The sequence below is a fragment of the Candidatus Thiosymbion oneisti genome (assembly GCF_004359955.1).
In the GTDB taxonomy this organism is placed as follows: domain Bacteria; phylum Pseudomonadota; class Gammaproteobacteria; order Chromatiales; family Chromatiaceae; genus Thiosymbion; species Thiosymbion oneisti.
This window is the reverse complement of sequence record NZ_SMSC01000009.1, coordinates 55,921-82,608: the sequence shown is the minus strand read 5'-3', so window position 1 is coordinate 82,608 and position 26,688 is coordinate 55,921. Positions and strand designations below refer to the sequence as shown.

General features: G+C 58.1%; 27 protein-coding genes and 2 pseudogenes. 17 read left to right on the top strand and 12 right to left on the bottom strand.

The annotated features are described in order from the left end of the window. The first annotated feature begins 162 nt into the window (after positions 1-162). Together E1958_RS06705 and E1958_RS06700 are read left to right on the top strand one after the other, a co-directional pair. The gene (locus E1958_RS06705; RefSeq protein ID WP_341534740.1) at positions 163-522 is read left to right on the top strand and encodes a Uma2 family endonuclease; all 360 of its coding nucleotides are present in this window, start codon (positions 163-165) and stop codon (positions 520-522) included. 32 nt (positions 523-554) lie between these two features. Next, entirely contained in the window at positions 555-1,229 is a 675-nt protein-coding gene (locus E1958_RS06700; RefSeq protein WP_133511202.1) for an SOS response-associated peptidase, read from the top strand. Positions 1,230-1,272: 43 nt separating this feature from the next. Here the strand turns inward: E1958_RS06700 and E1958_RS06695 are convergent, their stop codons facing one another. Genes E1958_RS06695 through vapB form a run of 3 tightly spaced genes read right to left on the bottom strand, consistent with a single transcriptional unit; the run spans position 1,273 to position 3,211 of the window. Then, the gene (locus tag E1958_RS06695) at positions 1,273-2,544 is read right to left on the bottom strand and encodes an RNA-binding domain-containing protein (protein ID WP_243448430.1); all 1,272 of its coding nucleotides are present in this window, start codon (positions 2,542-2,544) and stop codon (positions 1,273-1,275) included. Between the two features lie 41 nt (positions 2,545-2,585). Continuing rightward, on the bottom strand, positions 2,586-2,984 hold the full coding sequence (gene vapC / locus E1958_RS06690; RefSeq protein ID WP_133511201.1) for a type II toxin-antitoxin system tRNA(fMet)-specific endonuclease VapC: 399 nt from the start codon (positions 2,982-2,984) through the stop codon (positions 2,586-2,588). Then, positions 2,981-3,211 carry a type II toxin-antitoxin system antitoxin VapB gene (gene vapB, locus E1958_RS06685; protein ID WP_133511200.1) on the bottom strand — a complete coding sequence of 77 codons (231 nt, stop codon included), beginning with the start codon at positions 3,209-3,211 and terminating at the stop codon, positions 2,981-2,983. Before vapB ends, vapC begins: the two co-directional genes overlap by 4 nt. Before the next feature lie 388 nt (positions 3,212-3,599). Between vapB and E1958_RS06680 the strand changes: the two genes are divergently transcribed. The 6 genes and pseudogenes from E1958_RS06680 to E1958_RS06655 all read left to right on the top strand — a co-directional run. Next, positions 3,600-4,034 (top strand): DUF29 domain-containing protein, encoded by a 435-nt coding sequence (locus E1958_RS06680; RefSeq protein WP_133511199.1) that lies wholly within the window; start codon positions 3,600-3,602, stop codon positions 4,032-4,034. 186 nt (positions 4,035-4,220) lie between these two features. Further along, positions 4,221-4,544: a hypothetical protein gene (locus E1958_RS06675; RefSeq protein ID WP_133511198.1), complete on the top strand. Its 324-nt coding sequence runs from the start codon at positions 4,221-4,223 to the stop codon at positions 4,542-4,544. 5 nt (positions 4,545-4,549) lie between these two features. After that, complete coding sequence (locus E1958_RS06670; RefSeq protein WP_133511197.1) at positions 4,550-4,768, top strand: hypothetical protein; 219 nt, start codon at positions 4,550-4,552, stop codon at positions 4,766-4,768. Next, positions 4,768-5,028, top strand: a complete 261-nt coding sequence (locus E1958_RS06665) for a Txe/YoeB family addiction module toxin (RefSeq protein ID WP_207787772.1) — start codon at positions 4,768-4,770, stop codon at positions 5,026-5,028. The genes E1958_RS06670 and E1958_RS06665 overlap by 1 nt, the downstream gene beginning before the upstream one ends. 157 nt (positions 5,029-5,185) lie before the next feature. After that, entirely contained in the window at positions 5,186-5,548 is a 363-nt protein-coding gene (locus tag E1958_RS06660) for a hypothetical protein (protein ID WP_133511195.1), read from the top strand. 84 nt (positions 5,549-5,632) lie between these two features. Beyond that, a pseudogene (locus E1958_RS06655) lies at positions 5,633-6,265 on the top strand (SGNH/GDSL hydrolase family protein); the annotation flags it as partial. 87 nt (positions 6,266-6,352) lie between these two features. Here the strand turns inward: E1958_RS06655 and E1958_RS21200 are convergent. Further along, positions 6,353-6,478, bottom strand: a pseudogene (locus E1958_RS21200) (IS481 family transposase); the annotation flags it as partial. Between the two features lie 133 nt (positions 6,479-6,611). Between E1958_RS21200 and E1958_RS06650 the strand changes: the two are divergent. Next, a complete protein-coding gene (locus E1958_RS06650) occupies positions 6,612-9,653 on the top strand; it encodes an AAA domain-containing protein (protein ID WP_133511193.1) in 3,042 nt (1,013 codons plus the stop codon). Here E1958_RS06650 and E1958_RS20200 read toward each other — a convergent pair. The 4 genes from E1958_RS20200 to E1958_RS21620 are packed head-to-tail and all read right to left on the bottom strand — an operon-like array spanning position 9,642 to position 12,959. Beyond that, entirely contained in the window at positions 9,642-9,809 is a 168-nt protein-coding gene (locus E1958_RS20200) for a ribonuclease HepT family protein (protein WP_165741951.1), read from the bottom strand. The genes E1958_RS06650 and E1958_RS20200 overlap by 12 nt on opposite strands. After that, positions 9,796-10,113 carry a nucleotidyltransferase family protein gene (locus E1958_RS06645; RefSeq protein ID WP_133511192.1) on the bottom strand — a complete coding sequence of 106 codons (318 nt, stop codon included), beginning with the start codon at positions 10,111-10,113 and terminating at the stop codon, positions 9,796-9,798. Before E1958_RS06645 ends, E1958_RS20200 begins: the two co-directional genes overlap by 14 nt. Before the next feature lie 16 nt (positions 10,114-10,129). Continuing rightward, positions 10,130-11,497, bottom strand: coding sequence for a GTP-binding protein (locus E1958_RS06640; protein WP_243725240.1), 1,368 nt, complete (start codon positions 11,495-11,497; stop codon positions 10,130-10,132). Beyond that, on the bottom strand, positions 11,403-12,959 hold the full coding sequence (locus E1958_RS21620) for a GTPase (protein ID WP_133511191.1): 1,557 nt from the start codon (positions 12,957-12,959) through the stop codon (positions 11,403-11,405). The genes E1958_RS06640 and E1958_RS21620 overlap by 95 nt, the downstream gene beginning before the upstream one ends. Before the next feature lie 195 nt (positions 12,960-13,154). Here E1958_RS21620 and E1958_RS06630 point away from each other — a divergent pair, with 195 nt between their 5' ends. The 8 genes from E1958_RS06630 to E1958_RS06595 all read left to right on the top strand — a co-directional run bounded on the left by E1958_RS06630 (position 13,155) and on the right by E1958_RS06595 (position 21,477). Beyond that, on the top strand, positions 13,155-14,387 hold the full coding sequence (locus E1958_RS06630) for a B12-binding domain-containing radical SAM protein (protein ID WP_165741947.1): 1,233 nt from the start codon (positions 13,155-13,157) through the stop codon (positions 14,385-14,387). A gap of 14 nt (positions 14,388-14,401) precedes the next feature. After that, positions 14,402-15,400: a radical SAM protein gene (locus E1958_RS06625; protein ID WP_133511189.1), complete on the top strand. Its 999-nt coding sequence runs from the start codon at positions 14,402-14,404 to the stop codon at positions 15,398-15,400. Further along, positions 15,390-16,463, top strand: a complete 1,074-nt coding sequence (locus tag E1958_RS06620) for a radical SAM/SPASM domain-containing protein (protein ID WP_133511188.1) — start codon at positions 15,390-15,392, stop codon at positions 16,461-16,463. Before E1958_RS06625 ends, E1958_RS06620 begins: the two co-directional genes overlap by 11 nt. Continuing rightward, complete coding sequence (locus E1958_RS06615; protein ID WP_133511187.1) at positions 16,460-17,848, top strand: radical SAM/SPASM domain-containing protein; 1,389 nt, start codon at positions 16,460-16,462, stop codon at positions 17,846-17,848. Before E1958_RS06620 ends, E1958_RS06615 begins: the two co-directional genes overlap by 4 nt. Then, positions 17,845-18,984 (top strand): radical SAM protein, encoded by a 1,140-nt coding sequence (locus tag E1958_RS06610; protein ID WP_133511186.1) that lies wholly within the window; start codon positions 17,845-17,847, stop codon positions 18,982-18,984. The genes E1958_RS06615 and E1958_RS06610 overlap by 4 nt, the downstream gene beginning before the upstream one ends. Before the next feature lie 29 nt (positions 18,985-19,013). Continuing rightward, positions 19,014-20,045: a toll/interleukin-1 receptor domain-containing protein gene (locus E1958_RS06605; protein ID WP_133511185.1), complete on the top strand. Its 1,032-nt coding sequence runs from the start codon at positions 19,014-19,016 to the stop codon at positions 20,043-20,045. Positions 20,046-20,172: 127 nt separating this feature from the next. Next, positions 20,173-20,970, top strand: coding sequence for an adenylyltransferase/cytidyltransferase family protein (locus E1958_RS06600; RefSeq protein WP_165741941.1), 798 nt, complete (start codon positions 20,173-20,175; stop codon positions 20,968-20,970). A gap of 63 nt (positions 20,971-21,033) precedes the next feature. Beyond that, positions 21,034-21,477 (top strand): YcgN family cysteine cluster protein, encoded by a 444-nt coding sequence (locus E1958_RS06595; RefSeq protein ID WP_133511183.1) that lies wholly within the window; start codon positions 21,034-21,036, stop codon positions 21,475-21,477. A gap of 106 nt (positions 21,478-21,583) precedes the next feature. Here the strand turns inward: E1958_RS06595 and E1958_RS06590 are convergent, their stop codons facing one another. The 4 genes from E1958_RS06590 to E1958_RS06575 form a co-directional block, all read right to left on the bottom strand. Next, positions 21,584-21,826, bottom strand: coding sequence for a BrnA antitoxin family protein (locus E1958_RS06590; protein ID WP_089728445.1), 243 nt, complete (start codon positions 21,824-21,826; stop codon positions 21,584-21,586). Continuing rightward, the gene (locus tag E1958_RS06585; RefSeq protein ID WP_133511182.1) at positions 21,804-22,094 is read right to left on the bottom strand and encodes a BrnT family toxin; all 291 of its coding nucleotides are present in this window, start codon (positions 22,092-22,094) and stop codon (positions 21,804-21,806) included. The genes E1958_RS06590 and E1958_RS06585 overlap by 23 nt, the downstream gene beginning before the upstream one ends. Before the next feature lie 365 nt (positions 22,095-22,459). Further along, positions 22,460-23,365, bottom strand: a complete 906-nt coding sequence (locus tag E1958_RS06580) for a recombination-associated protein RdgC (protein WP_133511181.1) — start codon at positions 23,363-23,365, stop codon at positions 22,460-22,462. 693 nt (positions 23,366-24,058) lie between these two features. Continuing rightward, complete coding sequence (locus tag E1958_RS06575) at positions 24,059-26,125, bottom strand: tetratricopeptide repeat protein (RefSeq protein WP_133511180.1); 2,067 nt, start codon at positions 26,123-26,125, stop codon at positions 24,059-24,061. Between the last annotated feature and the right edge of the window lie 563 nt (positions 26,126-26,688).

The window sequence follows — 26,688 nt, the reverse complement described above, 5'->3', positions numbered from 1 at the left end:
AGCCTGCAAACGTCCGGGTAAACTCATATTGTCTGCAAATCGGTCGAGGTCCCGGTGAATGGAACCAGCACTTCAACCCACCCTCTACGAGTCCCTGGAGGCCCTACCTGAAGAGGTGACCGGGGAGATCCTGAACGGACAGATGAGCCGGAACTCCACTTCGTGCGGAATGTGGAAGTGGCGGTACCGGATCTGGCCGGTTGGCGACGGGAGCGGATGCCCTACTTGCCGGAAGATCAACGCTTCGAGGTGGTTCCTGACTGGATCTGCGAGATCTCGTCTCCGTCCACGGCGAATAGGGATCGTGAGATCAAGATGCCGCTGTATGCCCACTATGAGGTACAGTACATCTGGCTGATCGATCCGGCTAAGCGCATGCTGGAGGCGTACCGACTCGATGCTGGCGCCTGGATCGAGATCGGTCGCTTTGCCGATACCGATCAGGTTGCCGTACCGCCGTTTGAGGCGGTGAGCCTCGATCTGGGAGCCCTTTGGGAACCTCGGCGACCGGTTCTCGTGTGAGCTATGGAAGGATTCCTCTAAGTGTTTTTCTTATGTGCGGTCGCTTTGTTCAGCTCGGACCCGTCGCCGTCTACGCCGCGATGTTCGACATCGAGGGTCGGCATGACGCCCTGGCGTGCCGCTACAACGTCGCGCCGACCCAATCGGTGATGGCGTGTCGGGAGCAAAACGGCCGTCGCGAGCTCCAGCCGTTGCGTTGGGGCTTGGTGCCGCAATGGTCCAAGGGACCGGACAGCCGCTACCGCATGATCAATGCCCGGACCGAAACGGTGCACCAGCAGCCGGCCTACCGCGGTCCCTTCCGTTCTCGCCGGTGTCTGATTCCCGCCGAGGCCTTCTACGAGTGGAGGCCTGTGCCTGGCGGCAAGCAACCCTACGCGATCCGTATGAAGTCCCGAGCACCGTTCGTCTTCGCCGGCCTGTGGGACAGCTGGGCGGCGCCGGACGGCGCGCAGTTGGAGACCTGCGCCCTTATCGTGACCGACGCGAACGCGCTGCTGCGACCGATCCATGACCGGATGCCGGCGATCCTGGCGCCGGAGCTCTGGGACCGGTGGCTGGATTCCGGCTTCAGGGACATCGAGGCACTGCGCGGGATGCTGGCGCCATATGATGAGGCGGAGATGGAGGCGTTTCAGATATCGAGGCGAGTGAGCTCGCCGGCGAATGATGGGGCTGAGCTGCTGGAGCCGGTGGATGTCGGATGACTTAAGCGATTTTCTACCATCGCAGGACGAAATCCAATAATGGTCATCCTGACCCGATGTCCTCTCGATTCCCGGCACGCTCACCCTTGAACATGACGACCTTCAGGTAGTCCTCCGTAGCCTGGAACTCTGGTCCTACTCCGTTCTGTTCCTTGAGGAGTGGAATGATCTTGTTGCGCACGCCCATGCCCCGCGCGTCCACGTAGCCGTAGTCGCGCAGGACTTCGACGATCAAGTGATTACGCGGAGAACGCCGGCCGGCAATCATCTTGGCGATGGTCATCGAGTTCTGCAACGCGCCGGGGCTCAGGACCTCGATACGATCCTTATAGCTCACGACCTCGATCTCTTCGTAGCGCGTCCAGTCACGGTGGGCAAGCGCATTCACGATCGCCTCGCGTAGCGCCGCCACGGGATACAGCCAACGTCGTTCCCGGCGCATGGACGCATCCACCGCGGCGGCTTCTTCCGAGATGAATGGCCGCATGGCATCCACCAGGCCTTCGATGACTCCGTTCCCGGCAATTTCACGCCCGCCACCCGCGGCTTGTATCCGGAGCGCGGCCAAGGGTCCATCGATCAGTCTGTCATCCAGCGCCCGGTAGGTCTTGTCCGCGCCGTCAAAGGCCATCCAGCGAATGCCGGACTGGGGCAACAACCGACGGGGCGCATGGCCGAAAAGAACCAGCCCCGCGATGGTGCATACCGGTGGACCGTCTGCGCGCTCGACCATGAAACCCAGGCTACACAAGCGCTCACCCCAGGCTTCTTCGTCCATTGGGAGCTGATTGTCCCCGACGATCGTTGCCAGATAGTCCGTTAACCGATCTCGGCTGAGATCACCCAGACTGCTACCGGATACCGGGAGCTGCTCCGCGTGCAGCATGCCGCCGATCGCATAGAGCCGGGCTTGCTGTTCGCGGGTGGCACGCCGCGAGATACTGCCGACCCGGATATAGATATCCTCCCGATCATGATGGCGCACGACATAGGGTTTGGTCGTTCCCTGACTGATCGTAATGACCGCAACCCGCAGCCGGTCGTCGACCCGGATCTCTTCGTAGAACGGGAGAATCATGGGGTGCACGGTGCGCCCGAACACCGTATCCATCACCCAGTGATCGAGCTCGTCCCGCCGGATCCCCGTGATCGATCCGTCGTCATCGACCCCGAGCAGGATGCGGCCCCCCTGGAAGTTGGCGAGTGCCACCACCTCCTTCGCCAACTGCTCGGGGCGCAGGTCGTCACGCTTGAACTCGACACCGGAGTTCTCACCGTTCGCAATCAGCTCCAGCAGCTCGGATTTGGTCATCATCGGAAGAACCCAACAATTATTCTCCTCATCCTGGTCCCGAATCATCCCCATCGCTCGACGCGCAAACCGCTGATCCGGCTAAACTCCCGGACACTGTTGGTCACCAGCGTGACATCCAGACTCAGGGCATGGGCGGCGATCAGGAGGTCATTTGAACCGATGGGGCAACCGGCACGTTTGAGCTCGGTGCGCAGCTGACCGTACTGCCGTGCCACCTCGGCATCGAATGGGACGATCTCCAGCGGCAGCAGAAAACGTTCCAACTGAGTCAGGTTTTCCTGAACCCGGCCGCTGTTCTCCACGCCGAAGCGTAGCTCTGCATAGGTGATGGACGAGATGCCGACCGCGCCGATCCGATAGTCCCTGACCCGCGCCAAGACCGCGGGCCGTTTCCGATTGATGACATAGATGCAGATGTCCGTATCCAGGAGAATCTTCACCCGATGGGCCCCCGTTCCTGCGGTTCCGGTTGCTCACGGGAAATGGCGAAATCTTCCGGAAACTCGGCGAGGGCATCGAACATGACCTGCCAGGGGTCGTCCTTGGGCAAGAGTACCACGGCGTTACCCAGGTGCCTGATGACTACCTCGTTACCCGGAAAGCGGTACTCCTTGGGCAGACGGACGGCCTGACTGCCGCCGTTTACGAAAAGCCTTGCGGTTTGCATATCTTGTACCCTATCAGTATATATACCTTAAATATATACTTTTCGCGCCGAAGCGCAAGACGAATTCTTCCCAGCCCAGGGCAAGCGCATACGGATGGCAGGTATGGTGCGGACGTTCTTGTGCGACCGAATGTTCACGGTGTGTGATAATCTTGCGCCATTCGCCGTATGTTGGCTACTTTCGTCGGGTGGCGACCAGGCTCCCTCCTGCGTCGGGACGAGGTTTGGCCTGACCCGCCCTAGGGGCTCCCTTCCCTGCGAGCAGGCATAAGATCTCGGATTACGCGGATTGTCACGGATTACATCGTCTTCAATCCATGGAAATCTGCGTAATCTGCGGATGAAAAAAACTTTGGGTTAAAAACTCCGGAAAGATTGTACTTGGATCATGAGTATCGACTATGACCAAGACTTCTTCGCCTGGTCTCAGGAGCAGGCGCGGCTGCTGCAGTCGGGGCGTTTCTCACAGCTCGACACCGCGCATCTGGTAGAGGAAATCGGGGATTTGGGAAAACGGGAGCGGCGGGCACTGGAAAGCCGTTTAGCGGTGTTGATAGGACACCTGCTCAAATGGCGTTACCAGCCCGATTATCCGAACCGGAAGTCCTGGCGGGCGACCATCAACACCCAGCGCCGTGCCGTTACCAGGCTCTTGGATGAGAATCCCAGCCTTAGAACCGAGCTCGAGCAAGTCACCACCGAAGCCTATCCCGATGCAGTGGATCTGGCGGTCGCGGAAACCCCGTTCGACTACGATACCTTCCCGAAGTCATGCCCTTGGGATGAGGAGCAGATTCTGAAGGACTATTGGCCGATTGTATAACCAGTTCGTGATAGTCGATGGAGATATTTATGAATTCGACAAAGAAGCAAGAGTTGTGATGTATAAAGCGTTTCGACGTGCTTGAATACGGCGACTCGCCGTCTACTACCTGTTAGGTTTACCACGAACCTTTCCTATGAATGCATATCTAATTCGCTCTCTCTGAACATTTAAGGACAACTAAACATGAAGTTTCGCAATCTCGTTCAAACTATTTTGTTTGCTGCAGCATTAAGCCTAGCCGCAACGCCGACACTTGCTGACCCACCGAACAAAGTTGAGCGCGAAGCCCAAAAAGAACAACGCAAAGCCGAACGTGAAGCGGCCAAGCGTGAACGCGAGCTGCAAAGGGAGGCTGATAAACGCCAGAGAGAAGAAGAACGAGAGGCCCGAAAAGAAGCCGCCGAACAAGAGCGCGAGGCGCGAAAAGACGCCGAGGAGAAGGATGGATTGCGCGAGGCGCATATTATATGTCACTACAGCACGATCCATCCTATCATAAGAGGGTAAATGGCATGAAAACAGTCACATTGGCAATTGATGACAGTATTGATGAAAAGTTCTTTTGGCTATTGAAACATTTCTCGGAAAACGAAGTGAAAATTCTTGAGCAATTCGAATATATCAATGATGATGAGTATCTTAGATCGATAAATAGAATGGTGGAAAGCATCAAAAGAGCTAGAGATGAGCCACTCGAAAAAGGTGTGCCGCTGGATAAATTGGATTGGTGATGTACGATATAGTTTTTATGACGCAGGCTCAGAAAGACGCAAAGAAATTATCATCGGGCGGCTTGAAAGGTAAGGCATTAAAGCTAATTGAAATAATAAAAGTCAATCCTTTTCAGTATCCTCCAGAATATGAGTTACTAAAAGGAGGCATGAAAGGTTTGATTAGTCGTCGCATCAATAGGCAGCATCGATTAGTTTATGAGGTTGTTGAGTCGAAAAAGTTAATAAAGATATACAGAATGTGGACTCACTATGAATAACCCACTCTCTAAAGCTACCCAGCATGTCGCCTCACTACTGTCCGGGTAAATTATCAAATAGATTCAATTGGTTGCTGACTCCGCCCCCATGATTTCTGTAACCCAGCCCGCGTAGGGCGGGATAGAGCATTTCTTTCCCTCTGAGATTCCATATATCTTGAAATTATATTATAAATACCTCAAAGAGGGAGGTGAGCTCATCATTGGTGTTCCGGATTTGGATATTGTGATCAAGAAAATTCAAGATAATTCAAGGAAACATTTACATTTTTGGGAGCAAGATTTTGATCCTATTGCATTTGACTGCTTGTATAGTGCATTTTATGCTTTCCCTATTACGAACGCGAATCAACATTTGAAACATTATACCGTGTTTAATGAATTATCTCTTCAATCTCTTTTGGAAAGTGTTGGTTTTAAGCATGTCAAAAGATTTCGCTGTAAGACGATAGATGAAAATCATGGATTTGACGATGGTATGCTCAGTCCGTCGTCTTTGAACATGATATGCACAAAATGAGAACATAAGTCATTAAACGAGAGACATTCCAAATTGGGCGCCTGAGCCAAGCCGTTCGGCAGGAAACAACGAAAGGAGCATAGCATGATTAATGCAAAACACGTTTGGGTAATACTGTTGCTCTCTGTCACTACAGCCATCGCATCTTATGGCGCTGAAGAAAGCAGACTTCTTGCCAATCTTAGGTCCGGCAAGAAACAGGTAGTCGTCACATATGGCACGAGTCTGACAGCCGAAGGCGCGTGGGTTACGCAACTGAAGAAGGAGCTCAACAAGACGTTTCCCGGGCTTACACAAGTGCTCAATAGTGGCGGGTCGAGTAAGTGGTCGGAATGGGGTGTAAAGAATCTAGACAAACGGGTGATTCAGAAGAAACCAGATACCGTATTCATTGAGTTCTCTATCAATGACGCCGTAGAACGATTCAAGGGGTCAGTAGAGATAGCCAAGGCCAATCTGGAGACGATGATCGCGCGTATTCTCGAGAGCAACCCGAACTGTGAGATTATCCTGATGACAATGACGCCGGGTGACAAGTACCCAAAGGGTCATAGGTCGTACCGGAAGGATATCGCTGCACATTATGAAATGTATCGTTCTGTCGCTGAGAAGAAGAAACTCCTTCTAATAGATCATTATCCCACGTGGAAGACACTGCAGTCTGAGAACAAAGCACTCTTCAGGAAGTACGTTCCAGACACAATCCACCCTACAGCATTAGGATGCTCCGAGGTGGTGACGCCTGCTATCCTGAAGGCTCTTGGAATGAAATCGCCGAACAAGCCGGATGCACGCGACGGCAAGGCGCTCGCCGGTGGGGGAGAAGCGGTCGGTAAACTCCTTGCCATTGTCGGTGAGGACCTTGGTGATCGTGAAGGGGGCTTGGTCGATCAAGCGCTTGAGGAAGCTGCTGGCAGCGGTTGCTGACTTGTCCTTTGGCCTGCCGGTCGGCTGCTTTCGCGTTTCCCTCCCCTCCCTCCCCAGCTAGCAAGCGTAAAATCTCTCTCGCCTGCAACACAGGATAGCTCCTCCTCGGTATATAATCACACGGGACCTGACAGTTATGGCATATATCAAAAATATCACCAGGTACTTCAAGCAATCCTTGATCGATGCTGAGCGCCTGTGCCCAGATGACAAGGATTTGTTACCAGTGCTGGGTTTAGTAAAATCTCAAAGCCCAACCGCTGCCTACATTGCGGTTGATAATCGGATCTGGCTGGCAGGCAGAATAGACATCACCTTGGCCGAACAGATCATCGATAGCAAAAAGACCAAGGACAAACCACCTCTGCGGGAAGCAGAGCTGGTGCTATTTCCACGCGTTGATCTTTTCCGTTACCAGGGGGGGTGGGGGACAAACCGCAAACGTAGGGTGTTATTGCCGCTGGTGGTGTTTGTCAGATTACAGGCCGATGGCCAGCTGAGACCCACCAGCAAAGCACCTTGGATCCCCAGAGAATGGCTGGCTCCTAACCAGAGTGTTACGCAACCCTTCAGCGAGTTTACCGTTGTCGATAGCTTTCTGACGCAACAGCCTTTTGAGGGCATCGAAACCTGGTCTCAGCTGGTTGCATACTGCACGGCTTTGCTGTGTGCCGCGGCCGGAACCCCCTATATTCCTGCTGACACCGAGGCTAGCCATCCCGGCACCTCGCTCTTTGAGTTTGAGGTCCACCCAGAGTACGAACTCAATCAGCAATGTCTGCTGCAAACCGAGACGGCTGTCGTTGGCGCCAAGGACAGGATACTCAAGGTGCTGGACGCCTTGCTTGACACCCGAACGCTGCCTCCCCTTTATCAGCGTTTCTGTGCAGAAGTCTCGCCGGAACTGCAACCTAACCAGGATCTTCAGCACGACAAAGCCACTGCCAAGGTGCATCTTGGGCAGATGACCGGTGAATTCCCCCTCTCGCCCAAGCAGCGCAATGCCCTTCATCACTTTTTAAAGCAGGAAGAATGCGAGATCTTGGCGGTTAATGGGCCGCCTGGCACCGGCAAAACCACGCTTTTGCGTTCGGTGGTGGCCAGTTTATGGTCACAGGCAGCGCTGGAAGAAAAAGAACCGCCACTTATTGTTGCCACTTCCAACAACAACCAGGCCGTAACCAATATTTTGGAAAGCTTTGCCAAAGTCGATGAAGAGGGGCTGGATGAGAATTTACAAGGGCGCTGGGTACCCGAAGTTGCCAGTTACGGGCTTTATTGCTGCGCAAGCAATAAAGCCAACGAGAAAAACCCCTACATGTACCTTGGCCCAAGGGGCGAAGGCTGCATGAAGAAATGGCAGACACAAGACTACCTCAACAGTGCTACTGAACACTTCATTGAAAAAGCTGGCCTTTGGCGGACCGAGCCTGTTGCGGATGTGGCTCAGGTTAAGAAGCAGCTGCACCAAGCACTCAGGCAAACACAGCAGGCGATCATTACTGGAATAGATTGCCTGGCGGCGTTCCAAGGCATTGAGCAAGAGATTGTCGACAGCTACGGCAGCGTTGAGTCCCTTCTGAAGGAAATCGCCTCAACGGAGCAACTTTATGACACCAGTGAAACCGAATATACCAAGTTAAAATCCCAATTGGATGAGCTCTATCTGTTGTGGGAGGGCCGAAGCATATGGATCCGCTTACTCCTTTGGCTGCCGTCTATCCGCAAAGAAGAGTACCGAAAAACCGCCCGTTTGTTGAACCGTTGGGATCTCCACCTTGAGGATCATGCTGATGCTGCTGTTGAAGCGTGGCTCACGACTCGAATCCGGCAACACAAGGCAAAGCTGGATGCGACCCAGCGGAAGTTATCCAAACTGCATAAGTACCGGGATGTTTATGGAGGTGCAAAAGCAAGCTTGACATACTGGATTGAACAGCACCAGCCACCGAAGCTCTTTACGAAAGCTCTTGCGGACCAAGTCAGCGAAATCAATGACCGTGTATTGCGCTTTAAGCTGTTCAAGCTGGCCTCCCATTACTGGGAGGCGCGTTGGCTGCTGGAGTTGAAGGAATTTTTTGCCAATGACGATTCAGATAAGAAGTCGCCAACAAAGGTGCTGCGCAAGTTAAGGCGTTTTTCCAAGCTGACTCCCTGTTTTGTTTCGACGTTTTATATGGTCCCCTCGACCTTCATGGCTGGTGCCTTTCAGGACGGTACATGGACGGATATACCCCTCTTCAATGAAATTGACCTGCTGATCGTCGATGAGGCCGGTCAGGCGTTGCCAGAGGTATCGGCCGCTAGTTTTGCATTGACAAAGCGTGCCTTGATTGTAGGCGACACAGATCAGATTGAGCCGGTCTGGAGCGTGCCCGCAAGTGTTGACCGAGCTAACCTGAAGTTGTTTGATCTGCTGGATAATGAGCAGCAATACGATGATTTTTGGTTGCAAAGCGGCCTGCTTGCCAGCAGTGGTAACATTATGCGGGTGGCCCAGCGGCAATGCCATTACCACCAGTTTGGCGAACTCCAGCGCGGCTTGTATCTCACTGAGCACAGGCGCTGTTATGACAGCATCGTCAGTTATTGTAACACTCTGGTTTATAAAGGAATATTAGAGCCTCTCAGAGGTGAGCCGAAAGCCGCCGTGCCTTGGGGCACCATGTCTATGATCCCGGTATCAGAGGCGTCTAAGCCTTATGGCGGCAGCCGAGGTAACCCCGGAGAGGCCAGACAGATCGCACAGTGGCTCTCCAAAGAACGAAACAAAATCCTCGACTACGCCAGAAATACCAACCCTAAATGGGCTGATAAAGACGATACCGAAGTGCTGAAATTGGCGGTGGGTATTGTCACGCCTTTTAACAAGCAAGCCGTGTTAATAAGGACTGAGCTTAAAGAAGAAGGTATTTCAGGTCTCACCGTTGGCACAGTACATAGCCTACAAGGCGATGAGCGATTGATCGTGATCTTTTCCAGCGTTTACGGTGAAAATGACCGGAGCGTCGGAAAGTTCTATGACAATGGACCCAATATGCTCAATGTGGCCGTCTCCCGTGCTAAAGATGCCTTTCTCGTATTTGGCCACCCTGACGTTTTTGGTGCTACTGATGCGGGCACGCCTTCTGGCATTCTACGCTCCAGGTTAGGGCAATTAAAAGAATTAAAAAATTAATTCGTATTCGCCGATGATCTCCAGGCTACGCACGAAAGCGCGCCGCAAGGTGGGGTCAGACTGAAAGGCAGTAGCATCCAAGCCGGCACTCTGCGCCTGGAGGTAATAGACCTCATCCAGCATATGCCTGAGATAATCCGTCTCAGATGACCACATATTCCAACTCTGCAAGAATGCGCGGGCCGAGGTAAGGGCTGAGGCTATTGGGGGTGACGATCTCGACCCGACGTCCGAACAGGTCATCGCAATAAAAGCTGAGATCCATAAAATGGTCGAAGGTCGCCGCGCCGGGTGCAAACTCGACGAACAGGTCGATATCACTATCGGCCCGTGCCTCGTCCCGTTGGAACGAGCCGAAAAGGCCGAGCCGTTGGACGCCGAAGGCGCGGATGGCCTGCTCGCGCTCATGGATTAAACGAATAAGATCACTTTTTTCGGAGATGGGAAGTGAAGTAGTCATTCGTGGTTCTTATCGTTCAGGCGGATTTCAACCTGCCGGCGATGTCCGATTTGGCCTGGGCCAGGATGGAGTCACGATCGATGCCGTCCAGGATATTGCGGATGACCAGTTTGGGCCCCGCCTCTCCCCAGGATTTGCCGTGGGCCAGATAGACCTCCGCCGCCTGCCCCACTACATAGGTGGCATAGTAGGCGACGGCGCCCTGGGCGGTGCCGGTCACCAGGGTGGACAGGCCGCCGGTCCCCAGCTTGAGGGCGGAGGACAGGAGGTTGATACCCCACACGGTCCCCATCAAGAGTGCCATCTGGGTGGCGATGGTCTTGACCAGGGTCCCGGCCTCAGCCTTCGAGAGGGCCAGTCCGTAGAGCTTGGACAGGTGTACCACCATCCCCGCATCGACGGCGGCGGCGGCCAGGAGGTCCACTACCGGAATGGGATTGAGCGCCACCGAGATGCCCTTGGTGACGCAGTAGGTCCGGATCAGCCTGGCCCCCAGCGTGCGCTTGACCTCCAGGATGCGTTTCCCCACCTTGTCGCTCAGGTCCCCGGCGAAGAGCGAGGCGTTGAGTGCCGCCAGGGTCTCCCCTTCCGCTTCCAGGAGCTCCCACAGGCGTTGCTTCAGGGCCGCCATGTCCGGCTCGCTGCGGCGCAGGGTTTCGGTCTCCCGGCCGTCCGCATCCACGAGGATGACCAGACGCTCCGCGGGCCGGGCGCTGACGCAGACGATGTTCCCGGCGTCGATGTAGCCTTGGGTGTGCAGCTGCAGGGAGGCCAGGATCTGCTCTCGCTCATCCCTGGTATAGCGATCGATCTTGTTGAATACCAGGATGATAGGCCGCTGGTCCCCCACCAGGACCCGCAGGGCCCGGATCTCGGTCTCCGTAAGATCCCCGTCCACCACGAAGAGCACCAGATCCGAGCGGGCGGCCACCTCATGGGCGAGGCGTTCGCGCTCGTCCCCCCGGACCTCGTTCAGGCCCGGGGTGTCGATCAGATAGACGCCGCCGGTATGGTATTCCTTCCATTGACCCATGGCGCTGGATTTGGTTTCGCCATGTAGGGGACTGGTGCTGAAGCGGTCCTCACCGAGCAGGGCGTTGAGGAGCGCGGATTTGCCCACACTCACGCGGCCGAAGACGGCGATATGGATATGGCCTTGCTCCAGCTTCTCGAGCATGGCCTCCACCTGGCGATAGTCCTCGACCAGGGACGCGCGCACCGGCGGCGGGATACGCTGATCCTGCACCAGCTCCCGCAGGCTCTCCCGCGCCAGATCCAGATGGCTCGGGTCAGCCGTTGGCCCCTTGTCGCTCCGCCTGGGGTGCTTCGCGGATGTCCAGGGCAAGTCGTGCAAAACGCTTTGCGCGCGCTTCCAGATCTCCACTCAGACCCTCCTCAAAGACTTGTGCCGCCTGGGCCGGCCGCAGGGCGCCCCGAGACTCCAGTGACCGGGCCACCGCCTTCCCGAGGGCATCGAAGATCATGCCATAGGCCGCGGCATGGGTGATACCGCCGGCCAGGGTGCCGAGACCGGGGAAGGCCTTGAGGGCATTCCCGGCCACGGCGAGCATGATAGTGCTGCTGCGGGCGACCCGCTTCTGCACCAGCTCCAGCAACAGATCCGTGTCCATGCGCCGCACCGGGATCTCATACAGATTGGCCAGCTCCTTGACCATGCTCACCCCGAGATAGCCTTGGATCACCAGGTCGGAGCCGGGGGTGATGGCGGCCATGGCGCCGACCATGGCCTTTCTGGAATAGCTGCGGGTGAGCGCCTCGGCGCGCCCGCGGTGATGGGCCAGCTCCGCCTCGTCGAGCCGCTTGGCTACCAGCACGAAGACGCTGGTGTCACGCAGCTTCTCCAGCACCTCCGGGTCCTCGTCCAGGTGGCGCTGCAGGGCCGTGCGCAGTGCCTCCACCCGCGGCGGCATCTCCCGCACCACCCGTTCCTCACGCCCGTCCGGCAATACCCGCAGGACCTCGCGCTTGCCCCCGGCCTGCACGGCCACCAGCTCCACCCGGCTCCCCTCCTCTCCCCTCCCCTCGCCCCCGGGCGCCTGCAACCGCTCCCGCAGGCGCGCCAGGAGCAGCTCGAGCTCGGACCCCTGGTAGCGATCGGTCTTGTTCAAGGCGACGATAGCCGGCTTGCCCAGTGCCAACAAGGCGCTCAGATCCGTGAACTGAGTCCGGCTCAGGTCCCCGTCGCAGACATAGACCACCAGGTGGGCGCGCATGGCCTCCGCCCGCGCGGTCTCATCCAAGCCCGCCCCGACTTCATTGGTACCCGGCATATCGGTAAGCACCAGCTCATCACCGCTGCTGCTGCGCCAATTGTAGGTTGCGATCTCCCGCGTAGTACCGCCGGTGGCGCTGACGGCGGGCTTGGCCTCCGGCAACAGGGCCTTGATCAGCGAAGATTTGCCGCTGCTGATCTCACCGAAGAAGCTGACCTGGATCCGACCGGCGGCCTTGCGCTGCTTGAGCAGTGCCAGCTCGCGGCGCACCGCCGCCATATCCATGCCCGCCGCCGCGCCCCGCTCCAGGCGTTGCTCCAGTTCCTCCCGATCCACCCGCGGCGGTGCCTGGGGCCGCTCCGCCCGCGCCCGCCGCCCGAGCCGGGGCCGCAACAGGCGCCACAGGGCGAACCCCCCTACCCCGCTGATGGCGAGAAAGCCGGCGACGTAGAGATAGAAGAACCAGGTCGGGCCCTCCCGCAGGCGCGTCCAGACATCGAACGCTGTATCCGTCAGGATCAGCAACGTCCACAGCAGGAGCAAGGTCAAGAGCGCCACCGCCAGGGCGAGCCCGACCCGAATGAGCTTGGATGGTTGGAGACGGTGGCGCATCAAGGCGCTGGAATCATCGACTACGATGACTCATTATACCCGTCGCAGATGGGTTTTGCGGAAAGCGAGGGGCGTTTATATCGATATCGTGCCCGATAACAAGGCGTGACAATGAGAACGTTTGGACGTAAGCACGGACCTACTTTCAAAGTTTGTCTCATCAATAGCCCCTGCCCCGACCTGGAGGACGACAGGTTGGAGCCGCCGCTCGGACTCCTCTATCTGGCTTCCGTCATACGCGAGTCAGGTAACTACGTGTGTTTGATAGATCTGGCCGGAATCCGCAATCCCGATTCGGCAAGCGAACTCCCGAACGGATTCGACTTATATGGTTTCTCGACCTACAGCGTCACCTATCACACCAGCTTGGGGCTTGCATTGGCCGTGAAACAACGTAATCCCAGGGCGATCATTGTGGCCGGTGGCCCCCATGCGACGGCGCTACCCGAAAGGGTTTCGGAAGACGGATTTGACGTGGTGATAACAGGGGAAGGGGAGGTCGCAATCGAGCAATTGTTACAGATACTGCAGGATGGCCAACGCCCCCCACGCATCATGGCCACCCCTCATCCGGAACCGCTGGACGACTTGCCGATCCCGGCGTATGAGTTGGTCGATTTAGCGAGCTATCACCGCCGGGTCTCCGGTGAACCCAGTCTTTCGGTGCTGAGCAGCCGTGGCTGCCCTTTTCCTTGCACATTCTGTAACTCGAACATCATGGGCCGGGCGCGCCGAGTCCGTTATCGGTCTGCGGAGAGCGTTGCCGCTGAAATCCGTTATTTGAAGTCTCGTTATGGTATCGAACATTTCCGCTTTCAGGACGATCTCTTTACGTCGAATCCCGGGCGTATCGCCGAGCTGACTCCCCTGTTGCAGGCCGAGGGCATCGTCTATCGATGTTTCGCACGAGTGACCGGTTTTACACCCGAGATCGCCCGGATGCTGGCAAACAGCGGTTGCCGGCACGTAAGCTTCGGTGTCGAGTCTGGAAGTCCAAGCATTCTGGGACGCCATGCCATGAATAAGCGCCAAAATCCTGAACAGATCAGACGCGCCTTGAATAATGCGGCACGTGCCGGGCTGATGTCTCGCATCTATCTGATCGTGGGTTTTCCCGGCGAAACGGAACAGACGATCGCGGAGACACTCGCCCTGGTGAAGGACTGTCCGTGGGACGAATTCATGGTATATCCTCTGATCGCTTATCCGGGCACACCGATCCATGACAATCCGGAGCGATTCGGGATTGTGACGATAGATCACGATTATTCGCAATACCTTCAGATCGGGCGCGAGCGCAGGGCCGGCTTCACCATCCGAACCCGTCACTTTGGACCCGACCAAGTACGGACCTGGCGTGATCGTGTGATCAACGAACTGATTGCCGACGGCCGCACTTGGGCAGGTCTATCGAAAGACTTCAAATAGGGCTTTCACGAGTCATGAATAGAGATGCGATGTCATTGTTTGCTAACTCAGCACATCGGACATTCCCGGTGTGCACCCAAGTGACGTTGGTTCATGGAGTCTGTGACAGTTATTGCGTTTCCTGCCCGGTGGGCCGGGTGCGTTACGGTGATGCCGACGAGCGTGCCGTGGCGGAAGTAGGCCCTCGTCGGCACCGCATGATGGCGTTCGATCTGTTCCGCAAGGTTGCCGACGAGGTCGCCCTCCATGCGCATGCCTGGCTGCGCATCCATGCCCGCGGCGAACCCTTGCTGCATCCCGACTTTGTCGCCATGGTGGAATACGCGAAACGGAGCGGCGTGCGATTGGTACAGACCTTTACGGATGCCATTCGCCTCGATGAGTCGATGTCACGGGCTATCTTGGCCGCCGGTTTAGACGTGATCGAGTGCTCGGTGCACGGGCATACCGAGACCTATCAACCCCTGATGCGCAACGGAAAGTATTCCCAAGTGGTGGCGAACATCGTCCGGTTTCGCCGTCTGCGCGATGCCCTGGGTGCTTCTACCAGGTTGGTGGTTTCCGCCGTCGATCAGCCGGGGTTCCAATCGGAAAAGGAGGCCCACCGCGCCTTCTGGGACCAGCATGCCGATCAAGTGATCTATCGCCCCTATCACAGCTGGGGCAACCGGATCGAAGGACCGGGCGCCACACAGCCCGACCGGCGCCACCCCTGCGCACAACTCTGGACCCGCTGCACCATCGGGCCGAGTGGAAAGGTGCTTGCTTGTTTCAATAGCTGGTCGGAGTTGGAAGAAGAAGTGCTCGGCGACCTCAATTCGCCCCACGCCACGATTGCCGAAATCTGGCAGTCCGAGCGCGCCCGTCGGGTCCGGCAGGACCACTTCGACGCCTTGTACTCATTACCCTGCTGTCGTGACTGTCGGGATTGGACCGGTAGTGCCTGGGGTAATAACAGCTACGAGTCCCTATTGGAGCATAGACTGAACTTGGGAGAAAACCGTGACGCTTGACTATGGTTGCACGCGGCTTGGCAACCCGCCGGCCGCAAGCAGCTTCGCTCCATGGCCGACGTCCCTCGGCATTGAGGTCACCGGGCGCTGCCAGCTCCGCTGCCGCCATTGCTTCAACGAATCGGGACCTGAACGCGGGCAGGAGCTGCCCCTGGCATTGATCGAGCGCACCCTCGACGAGCTGCGGAGCTGGGGCGTCGCTCAGGTTCGTATCACCGGTGGCGAACCGACCCTGTATTCGCGTCTGGACGAATTGTTCGACGCCTGTGCCGGGCGCGCCATTGCCGTGACCCTGAACACCCACGGCGTACTGGCGGAGACCACGCTGAAACGACTGTTGGAAGCCGAGATCGAACGCTTCATCGTCAGCCTGGACGGCTTAGAAGCAGCGCATGACCGGTTGCGGGGCGTCGGGAGCTACCGGCGTGTCGTCACGACCTGCCGCGCGCTGCGTGAGGCCAAGCGGCCGCTCACCATCGCCTGCCATTTCGGCCGCGACACTATCGATGATCTATCCGGCCTGGCGGCCCTGGCGGCAGAACTCGGCGCGGATCTGAAGCTCACCCCCTTGCGGCCGACCGGCCGCATCCTTGCTCAATCGGCAGAGTCCCTGCCGGGACCCCAGGACTGTCTCGAAGTGGCCCGTAAGGTCGTGTCCTTGCGTAGGCATTACTCCGCTATCCGAATCCTGACCGATTTCGACATTCTCGACGAGCAGCGGGAGCCCTTCGCCGTCACCGATGCCTGGAGTGCTTGCGGTGCGGGCCGGGTTATGGTGAATATCGCTTGGAATGGGGATGTCTATCCCTGTGCCTTTTTCGTCACCCCGGATCGCAGGTTCAGTGCCGGCAGCTTGCACCAACGCACCCTTGGAGAGATCTGGCGCGAATCGCCGGTATTCGAGCCGTTCCGCGTCCACACGAAATCGTCCGCTTGCCAGGCCTGTGCGCACTATCGCAGACACTGCGCCGGTGGCTGTCCTGCGGTGGCGCACTTCCGGCTCGGGGTGTTGGACACCTTGGACCCGAACTGCTTCGCCCATCTTACGAATACGCAGCCATGATTCGGCATGTGATTCGGCAGGAACGCCGGGGCGGCTATTGGATGCTTCGGGATCAAGGTCGGGTGGTCCCCCTTGGTCCCAGTGCCTATCGTTGGCTGGCGGCCTCGATCGATGCGGAATCCGCGCCGGTCGAAGATCATATGGAACGTGCCGCTTGGGATGAAGACCCCACGCTCTATGCCCTCATCGGACAGCAAGGACTGACCCGGAAAGCAGCCCGATCGACCATCCGCCTGGTTCCCAGCCCTGTCCCGCAAACCCAATTGCCACGGGATGCCGTGGCGGCACCCAAGCGTATCTATTTCGAGATGACCCGCCGGTGCAATCTGGCCTGTCGCTCGTGCTTCAATGCCTCCCGCTTGCCTCTGGACGACGAGATGGGCCTGGACCAAGTGCTGGACGTCAATCGTCAGGCCTGGGACCTGGGCGTCTTCGAGATGCGCTACACCGGCGGGGAATGCACGACTCTGCCGTGGTTTCCACGCGTGATCGAGGATGCCTGTCGCAAGGGCTTCTACATCTCGGTGGGCACCAACGGCATCTGGTCCGAAACGGCCTTGGAATGGCTTCCTCGGTCGGGAATCGACTGGCTCATCCTGTCCCTGGACGGCGACCGTGACAGCAACGATCAGATCCGGGGAAGAGGGACCTATGACAAGGTCCTGCGGACACTGCGGATAGCGGTGGAAAACTCCGTGCGTACCCGCATCAACATGGTGGTCGCGCGTCACAACCGGGACAGCATCGAGGCGGTGGCGAGGGTAGCCGTGGACCACGGGGTGGAGAGTCTCAACCTGATCCCGCTGCGTCCTTACGGCCGCTCCCTGCGCGAGCTGGCGCACGCGATGTTCGACCAGCAGGATTTCTACGGCTTCATCCGCGAGATCAATCGGTTGCGTAGGCAATTCCCTGGGCTGTGCTTCGCCACCACCATCGACCTGTTGGCCCCACAGGCCCGTACTTCGCACGATCCGGTGGTGGAAAAGAAGACCACCTGCGCAGCCGGGGTGGAGGCCTGTGTGGTCGGACCGCAAGGAGATGTCTACGGCTGCTCCTATAGCCCGGCCTCATTTCCCGACTCGGAGGATCACGAGGGCCGAAGGGTGTTCGTGGCCGGCAACCTGCGCCGGGAGCCGTTGGGCCGGATCTGGCGTGACAGCAGTCGCTGGGCGGTATTCCGGGATCTCAACCGCTACAAACATCCGAAATGCCTGACCTGCGGACATCATAAGGTTCGTTGCTCCGGTTCCTGTCCGATCATGGCCTGGCACGAGTTGGGGCAGAATGCCGGCACCACCAAACGCGGCGAGGACATCTCCAAGGTTTGCGACCCTTACTGCTTTGCTGACCTGCTCATCGATGCGCGCGCGGAGGTAGATGCATGAAGGACCTACGCGAACGCGAGCTCAATCCGTTCAAGATCCTCCATCACTGCGACCGTTTGCAGCGCTTGGCTCGGGGACAGGATGTGGTCCCGGTCACGGTGGAGATCGACCCCGTCGCCTATTGCAATCATGCCTGTGGTTGGTGTGTGGACCCGATCCACGAGCCGGTAAAAATGGCCTGGTCCACCTTCGAGCGGTTGACCGATGAACTGGCCGGCTTCCGGATAGCCGGACGAGGCGTCGAAGGCATCGTCTTCAAGGGCGGGGGCGAACCCAGCCTGCACCCTGAATTCCTGGCTATGGTCAGGTGTAGCTCGGACCTGGGGCTGGCCGTAGGTATCGTGACCAATGGCTCGCGGTTGCAGGGATGTTCCGCGACCCTGGCCGACCATGCCGCCTACGTCCGGGTAAGCATCGACGGCCCGACGCCGGACAGCCATCGGCGCATCCACAACAGCAACGACTTCGACCAGATCCTGCAAGGGGTCTCCGACCTGGTATCGGCTCGCGAGAACCGGCGACACCCGGTGATCGGCCTCAGCTTCGCCATGGATATCCACAGCCTGGACCTGGCCGGCGCAGCAATCGCTCTCGGCGAACGGCTGGCGGTCGATTATGTCCTGCTACGTCCGCCCTTTTTCGAGGAGGTCGGCCGCGCGCCCACCATGAGCCCGGCCGAGGCCGAACGGGTCCGCCAAGACTTGACCCGGACCGCTATCGCCTACCAGGGTGCCCTGGAGGTATTGGTAGGGAACTGGGTCGGCGACGCCGAGCAAGGGGTGGAGCAAGCCCTAGCACCCAGCGGCCGCCGTGATACCCGAGTCGAGCGCTCGTTACCCATCGAACACCGCACCGGGCGCTGCCTGGCCTCTCCATTGCTGGCCGTGGTCACCGCCGATGGTACCCTTTACGGCTGCTGCAACCTGCGCGCCTTGCCGGACTGGGCCATGGGGCGCTTGGATTACGCCGCGGGTGTTGGTTTTGCCCAACTCTGGCGCAGCAAGCGACGGCGCGAGGTCTTGGCGCGCATGCACCGCACCGCCTGTATCCGGCACTGCACCCATCCGTTGGCGCGCTATAACGAGCTCATCGAGGTACTGCGGGATAGCGACAGACCGCATAGTCAGTTTGTTTGATCGAAAGGTTCTTGAAAGGGGCGATCGTCATGAGCAAAGTCCGGGTATTCATTGCCTATGCGTCAAAGGACAAAGCGTATCGCAAGGCGCTGCAAAAACAGCTCGCCTACCTGAAACATGACGGCTTGATCGAGGTTTTCTTTGATGGAATGATCGAACCTCCCGAGAAATGGGGTGTCATTCTGAAAAGGAAAATCCAGGAAGCCGAGGTCGTATTATTTCTGCTCAGCGCTGACCTGATCGACTCGAACTATGTAATGAATGTGGAGGCCCCAGCGGCTATTGATCGGTATGAAAAAGGGGAATGTCTTGTAATCCCCATTCTTGTGCGCGATACGAACCTACCGGAAGTCTTTTCAAGTCGCCAGTACCTCAGGAGCCACGACGGAACGGCCGTAGCCTCCAGTACCGATCAGGATAGGGCATGGCAACACATCGCCGGAAAGATAGAAACAGAGGTAAAGCTCATCGCCAAACGCGAGGCAAGCCGCGAAGCCGGCTTCTCGACCCTGCTGCTGCAAGAACTCCGGCTGGTGTTACCTGGGCGCCTTGAGAAGTCGTCGATCGTATGCCTATGCAGCCGGACCGGTATTGGATGGTATCGAGACTTTCAGGCTGAGATAGAGACGCTGAGCGACTCGAAATCCAGTCGCCCCGAGGTTCGCTTCTTATTTCTGGATCCGGACAGTGAAACCTTCAAGCTCGACAGCCTCTTGAGTTGGGACCCCATTGAATATACGGATTCGATTATGGTCCGCACTCCCTATAAAAGAACAGAGAAAGCAAAGGGGCTTTATAGCGAGCTGCAGGGCAGAGGGCATGAAGTCCGGGTTACCAACGTCCTCCTGCCAACCGCATTCTGGACCATAGGGACAAATCAATCCAAAAAACTTGAGACCGCCTACATCGAAGTACCCGTCTGGAAATCACGGCATGGCGGCAACCTCTATATCGAGGCAAACAGTGCCGGTACGACCGACAAGTATGTGAAGGCTTACTCCGGTGTCTTCAATGCCCTATGGCGTGATGCAAAAAAATGGACCCCATCCGGCACCCAATGATCCGGTGAATTATCTTTCCGAGGTAATCGCTCAGACTCCACCTCGTCATTCTGGCAGGGATTGTCGGAATCCAGTGCCATGGATGGCGAAACAGGGGGGTCTGAACGATTACGACCGAAGACTGCAAATGGCATTGTTACAAGAGCATGGTGTCATCGTCCGCGGCGAGTTCGCCTTGGTCGATGCCTTCACGGTTCGCTATCTGCAAAATCTGGCCAGGCGCCATGGACGGGTCTTCGTGGCGCCGGATCGAGCACTCTTGGCTCCGGCTGTTGGAATGAGTGACCTGCGATACCTGTTGAGCCGATTATCTTGTGTCGCAGGCGTCCTGGAAACGGCCTGTGTGGTGGCACCAGGGATCGCCAGTGTGACATTCCCCATTGACGCCAATCTGGACCACATCCGCAGCATGCCAACTCCCGCCTCGTTGGACGAGCCGGTCCCTCCAGGCTGCTCGATGGCAGAGCTACTGACCAGTGGTACTAAGCCACTGGTTCTACTCACCGGTTGCTTCGACCTTATCCACGCCGGGCATGCTCGCCTGATCGAGGCGGCAACCGCCTATGGCCCAACGCCCGTCGTGGCAATGCTCACATCCCGAGGTATCTCGGCGCAACCCAAGAATCGGGGGGATAGACCTCTGTGGCGCATGGTCGACCGCCTAGCGATTCTGCGTGCCTTGCGTATTCCGCTTCGATGTGTGTTCTTCGATGGACCGGACAGCCGGGCACTCATCCATATTCTGCACCCTGATTACTGGGTCAAGGAAATTGGAGATCGAGCTCGACCCATTGTTCAGGAGGAGGCCGGTTTGTTGGAATCCTTGGGCGGCCAAGTAGTCTGGATTGCGAACGAAAGCAGTTCTTCGTCAACTGAAATTGCACGAGCGATAAAGAAATTAAGTGCTGCAAATGATGCTGCCTAGAATGCCGGCGACAATAGACGAAAGAGAGTTGCCGGAGCCTTGCCCATACCCCACCATCGGACCATGAACCCGAGCACCGACAGATTCTGGGAGACCACCGCTTTGGCCGATATGACCCCCGAGCAGTGGGAATCCCTCTGCGACGGTTGCGCCAAGTGCTGTCTGGAAAAACTCGAGGACCTGGACACCGGGCGTATCCATTACACCAACGTGGCCTGTAAATTGCTGGATCTGGACACCTGCCGCTGCGGCGACTATGCCGAGCGGGCCCGGATCGTCCCCACCTGCATCATCTTGACACCGGCCGTGCTGGAGCAACCCCGGTGGCTCCCTGCCACCTGCGCCTACCGGCTGATGGCGGAGAACCGTCCCCTACCCGCTTGGCATCCGCTGCTCACCGGCGATCCCGGAACCGCGCAAAGGGCCGGGGCGTCCGTCCATGGGCGCGTCATCAGCGAGAAAGACGCAGGCCCCTTGATACATCACCTGGTCGATTGGGTCGAATAGCCGGGAGCCTTCATAATCATTGATGCGGTTCGCGCGGCGAGAACCTGCACCGGCCGGCAAGCTCGGAACCACCGCGCTCACCAGCATCCTACGTGCTAGGCGGGAGCTACTTGTCAGCGCATTTCTGCCGCGCAACGTACTCATCGAGAAGCTGCCGTATCATTTTCTGATACTGCATATGATGCTTCTTTGCGGCTTCCTTAAAATAGGCAACGCTTTCCGAGCTCAGCGAGATCGTGACCTTCGTTTGTTCCCTACGGAGTGCCAATTCCTCCGGGGAAGGCAGGAAATCAGGGACCAAACGCACTTCACCGATTGGCCCATCGCTATATTGAATTGGCTTGCTCATAGACCTGCTTACCTTTCCGCCAGTAACCCGCGCCAAAGATGCGAATGCGGTTTTTCCGGTAGGTGAACCTCACCGTGAGAACGCCGGTAAGATTTCGATTCATGCCGAAGCAAAAATACCGCTTTTCCTCTCGGCTATGGCCCGGATCCTCGGCAATGATACGTTTCGGATCGAGAAATGCGTATTGTGCCTCATAGAAAGAGACGCCGTGTTGGCGTCGATTCTCGATGTTTTTTGCCTCATCCCACTCGAAGTTCGTCCTGTCCATGTCCGCAGTTTAGCCTGGATATGGGTGTTTCGCCACACTTTGGTACGTTAACGGCAGGGCGATCGAATTGGATGCGGCTCGGCGGACAGAACCCGTAGGGTGGGCTGTGCCCACCAATACGGCGCCTATGGTGGGCACAGCCCACTACGGGCTACGGAGCAGTCCAGGCCGGATTGAGCATGGGAAAAGGCATCTTTTTATCCACAGATTGCGCAGATTTTCACAGATTATTTCATGCTTCATCTGCGGAAATCGGCGTCATCTGCGGATCAAATAAGGAATGTAAACCCTGGATGCGGTGAGCGCGGTGGTTTTGAGCTTGCCGGCCAGTACACCCTCGCCGCGCAAATCGCTACGCTGCTCCGTCAGGTCCCCCCGGCCGGCTCGAATAGCTCGTCCAGATACTGGATCAATTCGCGCAATTGGAGCGCCATGATGGCGAACTCGGCGTCGAATCTGGCCGCCTCGTCCTCGATATCCGGCTCCCGGGCCTCGTCGAGCAGGGCCTCGGCAAAGCGCAGACGCCGCAGGGAAAGGTCCTCCTGCAACAGAAATTCCAGTTGCTCCCGCCACTGGAGGGCAAGCTTGACCACCTCCTTGCCGGCACGCAGGTGGGTAGCGATCTCCTCCGCCCCCAAATCCTGTCCGCTGCAGCGCGCCAAGGCCCGTTCGTCGCGGGCATCGCGCAGCTCGCAGACGTCCCCCAGCGCCAGGCCCTCGGGCATCTCCCCGGTCGCGACCCAGCGGGTCATAATGACCGGCGGCGGGTTTCCCGGCCGCGGCGGGCGGACCCGAAACGAGCCCAGGGTGTCCCGCAGCAGGCCGACCAACTCCTCAGCGCCCTTCTCGCTGGCGGCATCCACCACCATCCAACCGGCCACCAGATCCAGATAGGCGTGGATCTGACGCGACCGGGTGAAGGCCCGCGGCAGCATGTCCAGCAAGACCTCCTCGCGCAACTGCCGGCGCTCCCGGCGCCCCACAGTGCGCGCCTCCCGCTCCTCAAGGTCCACCACCCGCTCGTCCAGGGCCTCACTGACCACGGTAGAGGGCAACAGCCGCTCCTGACGCCGCGCGCACAGGGCAATACAGCCGTTGCCCGCGTGGCTCAGCGCCTGCGTCTGCTCCCCCAGGGGCGGATGCCAGCCGAGACTGGCGGTCTGCAACGGGCCGCAGGGATGGAACCGACGCGCTGAGAGCTGCTGCTCGAGGCCGTCCGCATCGATGGCGGACGGTTCTTCCAGGCGGTAGAGACGGACATTCTTGAACACATCGACCCCGATTCGTTTACCAAAGATGCGGGATTATCCGGGCTGCCAGCCCGGATGCAAGGCAATGTCGTTAGTAGGGTGGGCCGTGCCCACCAATACGGCGCTTCACAGCCCTGCTCCCCGGAGAGGAGGGTGTCGCAACAGCCCCGCTCCCGGTCTCTGGTTCCCAGGCAGCGCCTGGGAACGAGAAAACTCAGCCTGACTGAATTGACCATTTGGACCGGCAACTCGGCATTCAGGTCCTCCCCGCTAGCCGGAAGGGCCAACGAAATATCGGTAGTTCCGGGATAGCCCACCGACAGAATGTCGGTTGACGACAAGAGTCCAGGTGTGGCGGTCCATATCCAGTGGGATAGAGCCGTTTATTCCCGTGCCTGATGAGGCAGGCCTGGGAAGCCGCTGCAAACCGTCAAAGAGTTAAGACCGGTTCTACGTCCCAAAAATTTACCGATGTCGGGGACCGCCGTCTTTCAGACGGCTTACAGACCCCATCACCAGCTGGCGGCAACGCTCAGCGCAGACGCCCTCTGGGCCGCACCCGATAACGCCGGACAGCCGGCAGGTTTGGTTCCCGTGTATACCACCGGCCTGATGCCCTCCGCGGCGCGGAGCAACCAGCTTCCCACGCAGCGCGTGGGAACGAGAAAGAAACGATGTACTCGCAGGAAAGCCGGATCCGTCCCTGAGTCCGACCTACGGGTCCTTCTGCCCGGCCCGCGCGGCGGCGAGATTCTGCCGCACGACCCGAGTGTTCGGATGCTCCGGGCCCAGCTTGCGCTCAACGACCACCAGGGCCTGCTCGAAATAGCCGATGGCCTTTTGGTATTTCCCCAGGGCATACCAGGTCCCTCCCAGATTGTTGCGGTCTCTGGCGACATGGGGATGGTCCTCGCCATAGGTCCTGAGATCGCTGGCCAATGCCTGCTCGTAATAGCCGATGGCCTTCCGGTATTCCCCGAGTGCCTGCCAGGCCATTCCCAGGTTGTTGCGGCGTATTGCGACATTGGGATGGTCCTCGCCGTAGGTCCTGAGATCGCTCGCCAGGGCTTGCTCGTAATAGCCGATGGCCTTTTGGTATTTCCCGAGTGCCTGCCAGGCCGATCCCAGGTTGTTGCGGAGTGTGGCGACATGGGGATGGTCTTCGCCGTAGGTCCTGAGATCGCTCGCCAGGGCCTGCTCGTAATAGCCGATGGCCTTTTGGTATTCCCCGAGTGACTTCCAGGCCGATCCCAGGTTGTTGCGGCGTAATGCTACCTTAGGATGATTCTCGCCGTAGGTCTTGAGATTGCTCGCCAATGCCTGCTCGTAATAGCCGATGGCCTTTTTGTATTCCCCCAGGGCCTTCCAGGCCGATCCCAGGTTGTTGCGGAGTGTGGCGACCCTGGGATGGTCCTCGCCGTAGGTCCTGAGATCGCTCGCCAATGCCTGCTCGTAATAGCCGATGGCCTTGTCGTACTCCCCGAGTGAATCCCAGGCCATTCCCAGGTTGTTGCGGTCTCTCGCGACATGGGGATGGTCCTTGCCGTAGGTCCTGAGATCGCTGGCCAGGGCCTGCTCGTAATAGCCGATGGCCTTGTGGTATTCCCCGAGTGAATCCCAGGCCGAGCCCAGGTTGTTGCGGTAGGTCGCTACATGGGGATGGTCTTCGCCGTAGGTCCTGAGACCGCTGGCCAGGGCCTGTTCGTAATAGCCGATGGCCTTTTTGTATTCCCCGAGTGACTTCCAGGCCGATCCCAGGTTGTTGCGGCGTAATGCTACCTTGGGATGGTCCTCGCCGTAGGTCCTGAGATCGCTGGCCAGGGCCTGCTCGAAGTAGCCGATGGCCTTTTGGTATTCCCCGAGGTCGTGCCAGGCCGATCCCAGGTTGTTGCGGCGTATTGCCACCTTGGGATGGTCTTCGCCGTAGGTCCTGAGATCGCTGGCCAGGGCCTGTTCGTAATAGCCGATGGCCTTTTGGTATTCCCCGAGGTCGTGCCAGGCCGATCCCAGGTTGTTGCGGTCTCTCGCGACAGCGGGATGGTCCTCGCCGTAGGCGTCCAGATCGCTTGCTAAGGCCTGCTCATGGTAGTCCTTGGCGGCCTTGTAGTCGCCGAGGATCCATGCCAGCTTACCCGCGCCCGCGAGATAGCGGCTGTTTTCCGGCGCGAGCCGCACGGCTCGCCGGGCGTGTTCGTAGGCTTTTTGATAGCGGATCTCGTCCAGGGCGATGCGGCTGCGCTGATAGGCCGCCTCGGCGGCGGCCTGGACGGCCGCCTCGTTCCGGGCCTCGATTTGGGCAAATAATTGATCCGCCTGGCTCCGGTCGCCTTGGGCCAAGGCGGCCTTGGCCTGCTCCAGGAGTGTATCCGGGATCTGGCCGCGGATGCCTTCTAACTGGGCGATGCGTTCCTGCAGTTCTTCGACATAGCTCCGGTGGCTGGCTTTGGCATCCGCTAACCGGCGTTCGATCTCCGATTTCTCCTTCTCCAACACCCGGATCTCTCTCTCCAGTACTTGGCGTTCCTTCTCCCGCACCCAGTGTTCCTTAGCATGGGCCTGTTTCAGGCGTTTGGTGACCTCTTGCTCCCGTTCCTTGAGATCGGCCTTGTACTGTTCCAGGGTGATGCCGATCCGGATGTGGGTATCCCCTTCCTGCTTGTACTGGTCGCCCTGGACCTGGTCGAGGGTGACGTGCACAGCCCAGCCGCCGCCGATTGCGGCAGCTACCGCGGCGATCAGTCCGAACAGGGCGATCCAAAATCTGCGCTGATCTTTCGTCATGACCCTTATTCCTAGTGCAGCGTAGTAGAAATCCTAATGCCATTTGTTAATTGGACTTGTACCAGAACGAACCGCACCGAAGAACCACGGATGAACACGGATAAACGCAGATCACAATCCGTGTTTATCTGTGTCCATCCGTGGTTCTAATGCAAGCAATGGTCTCCGTATTTTTACTATGCTCACTGAGGGGTCCATCAATTTTTCGTGGTTGTCATTTCGAGCGAAGCAAATCTTGCTAACTGGGCCGCTTACGCAGATCCTTACGCGGTTGGTTTTACTCAAAATTTCTGTGAAACAATTTGCTAGTACGTCATCTCCGTGTTCTCTGTGTTCTCTGTGGTTCGAATCCGGGGAGCAGGGCTGTGAGGTGCCGTGTTGGTGGGCACAGCTCGCCCTACGGGTTATGGAGCAGTCCGGGTTGGATTGAGCACAGGAACAAACCGTCTTTTTATCCACAGATTACGCGGATTTTCGCAGATTATTCCGTTCTTCGTCTGCGGGAATCTGCGGACAGAAAAGATCGTGTGATCTGTTGCGACCGATTGGCGTTCATTGGCGGC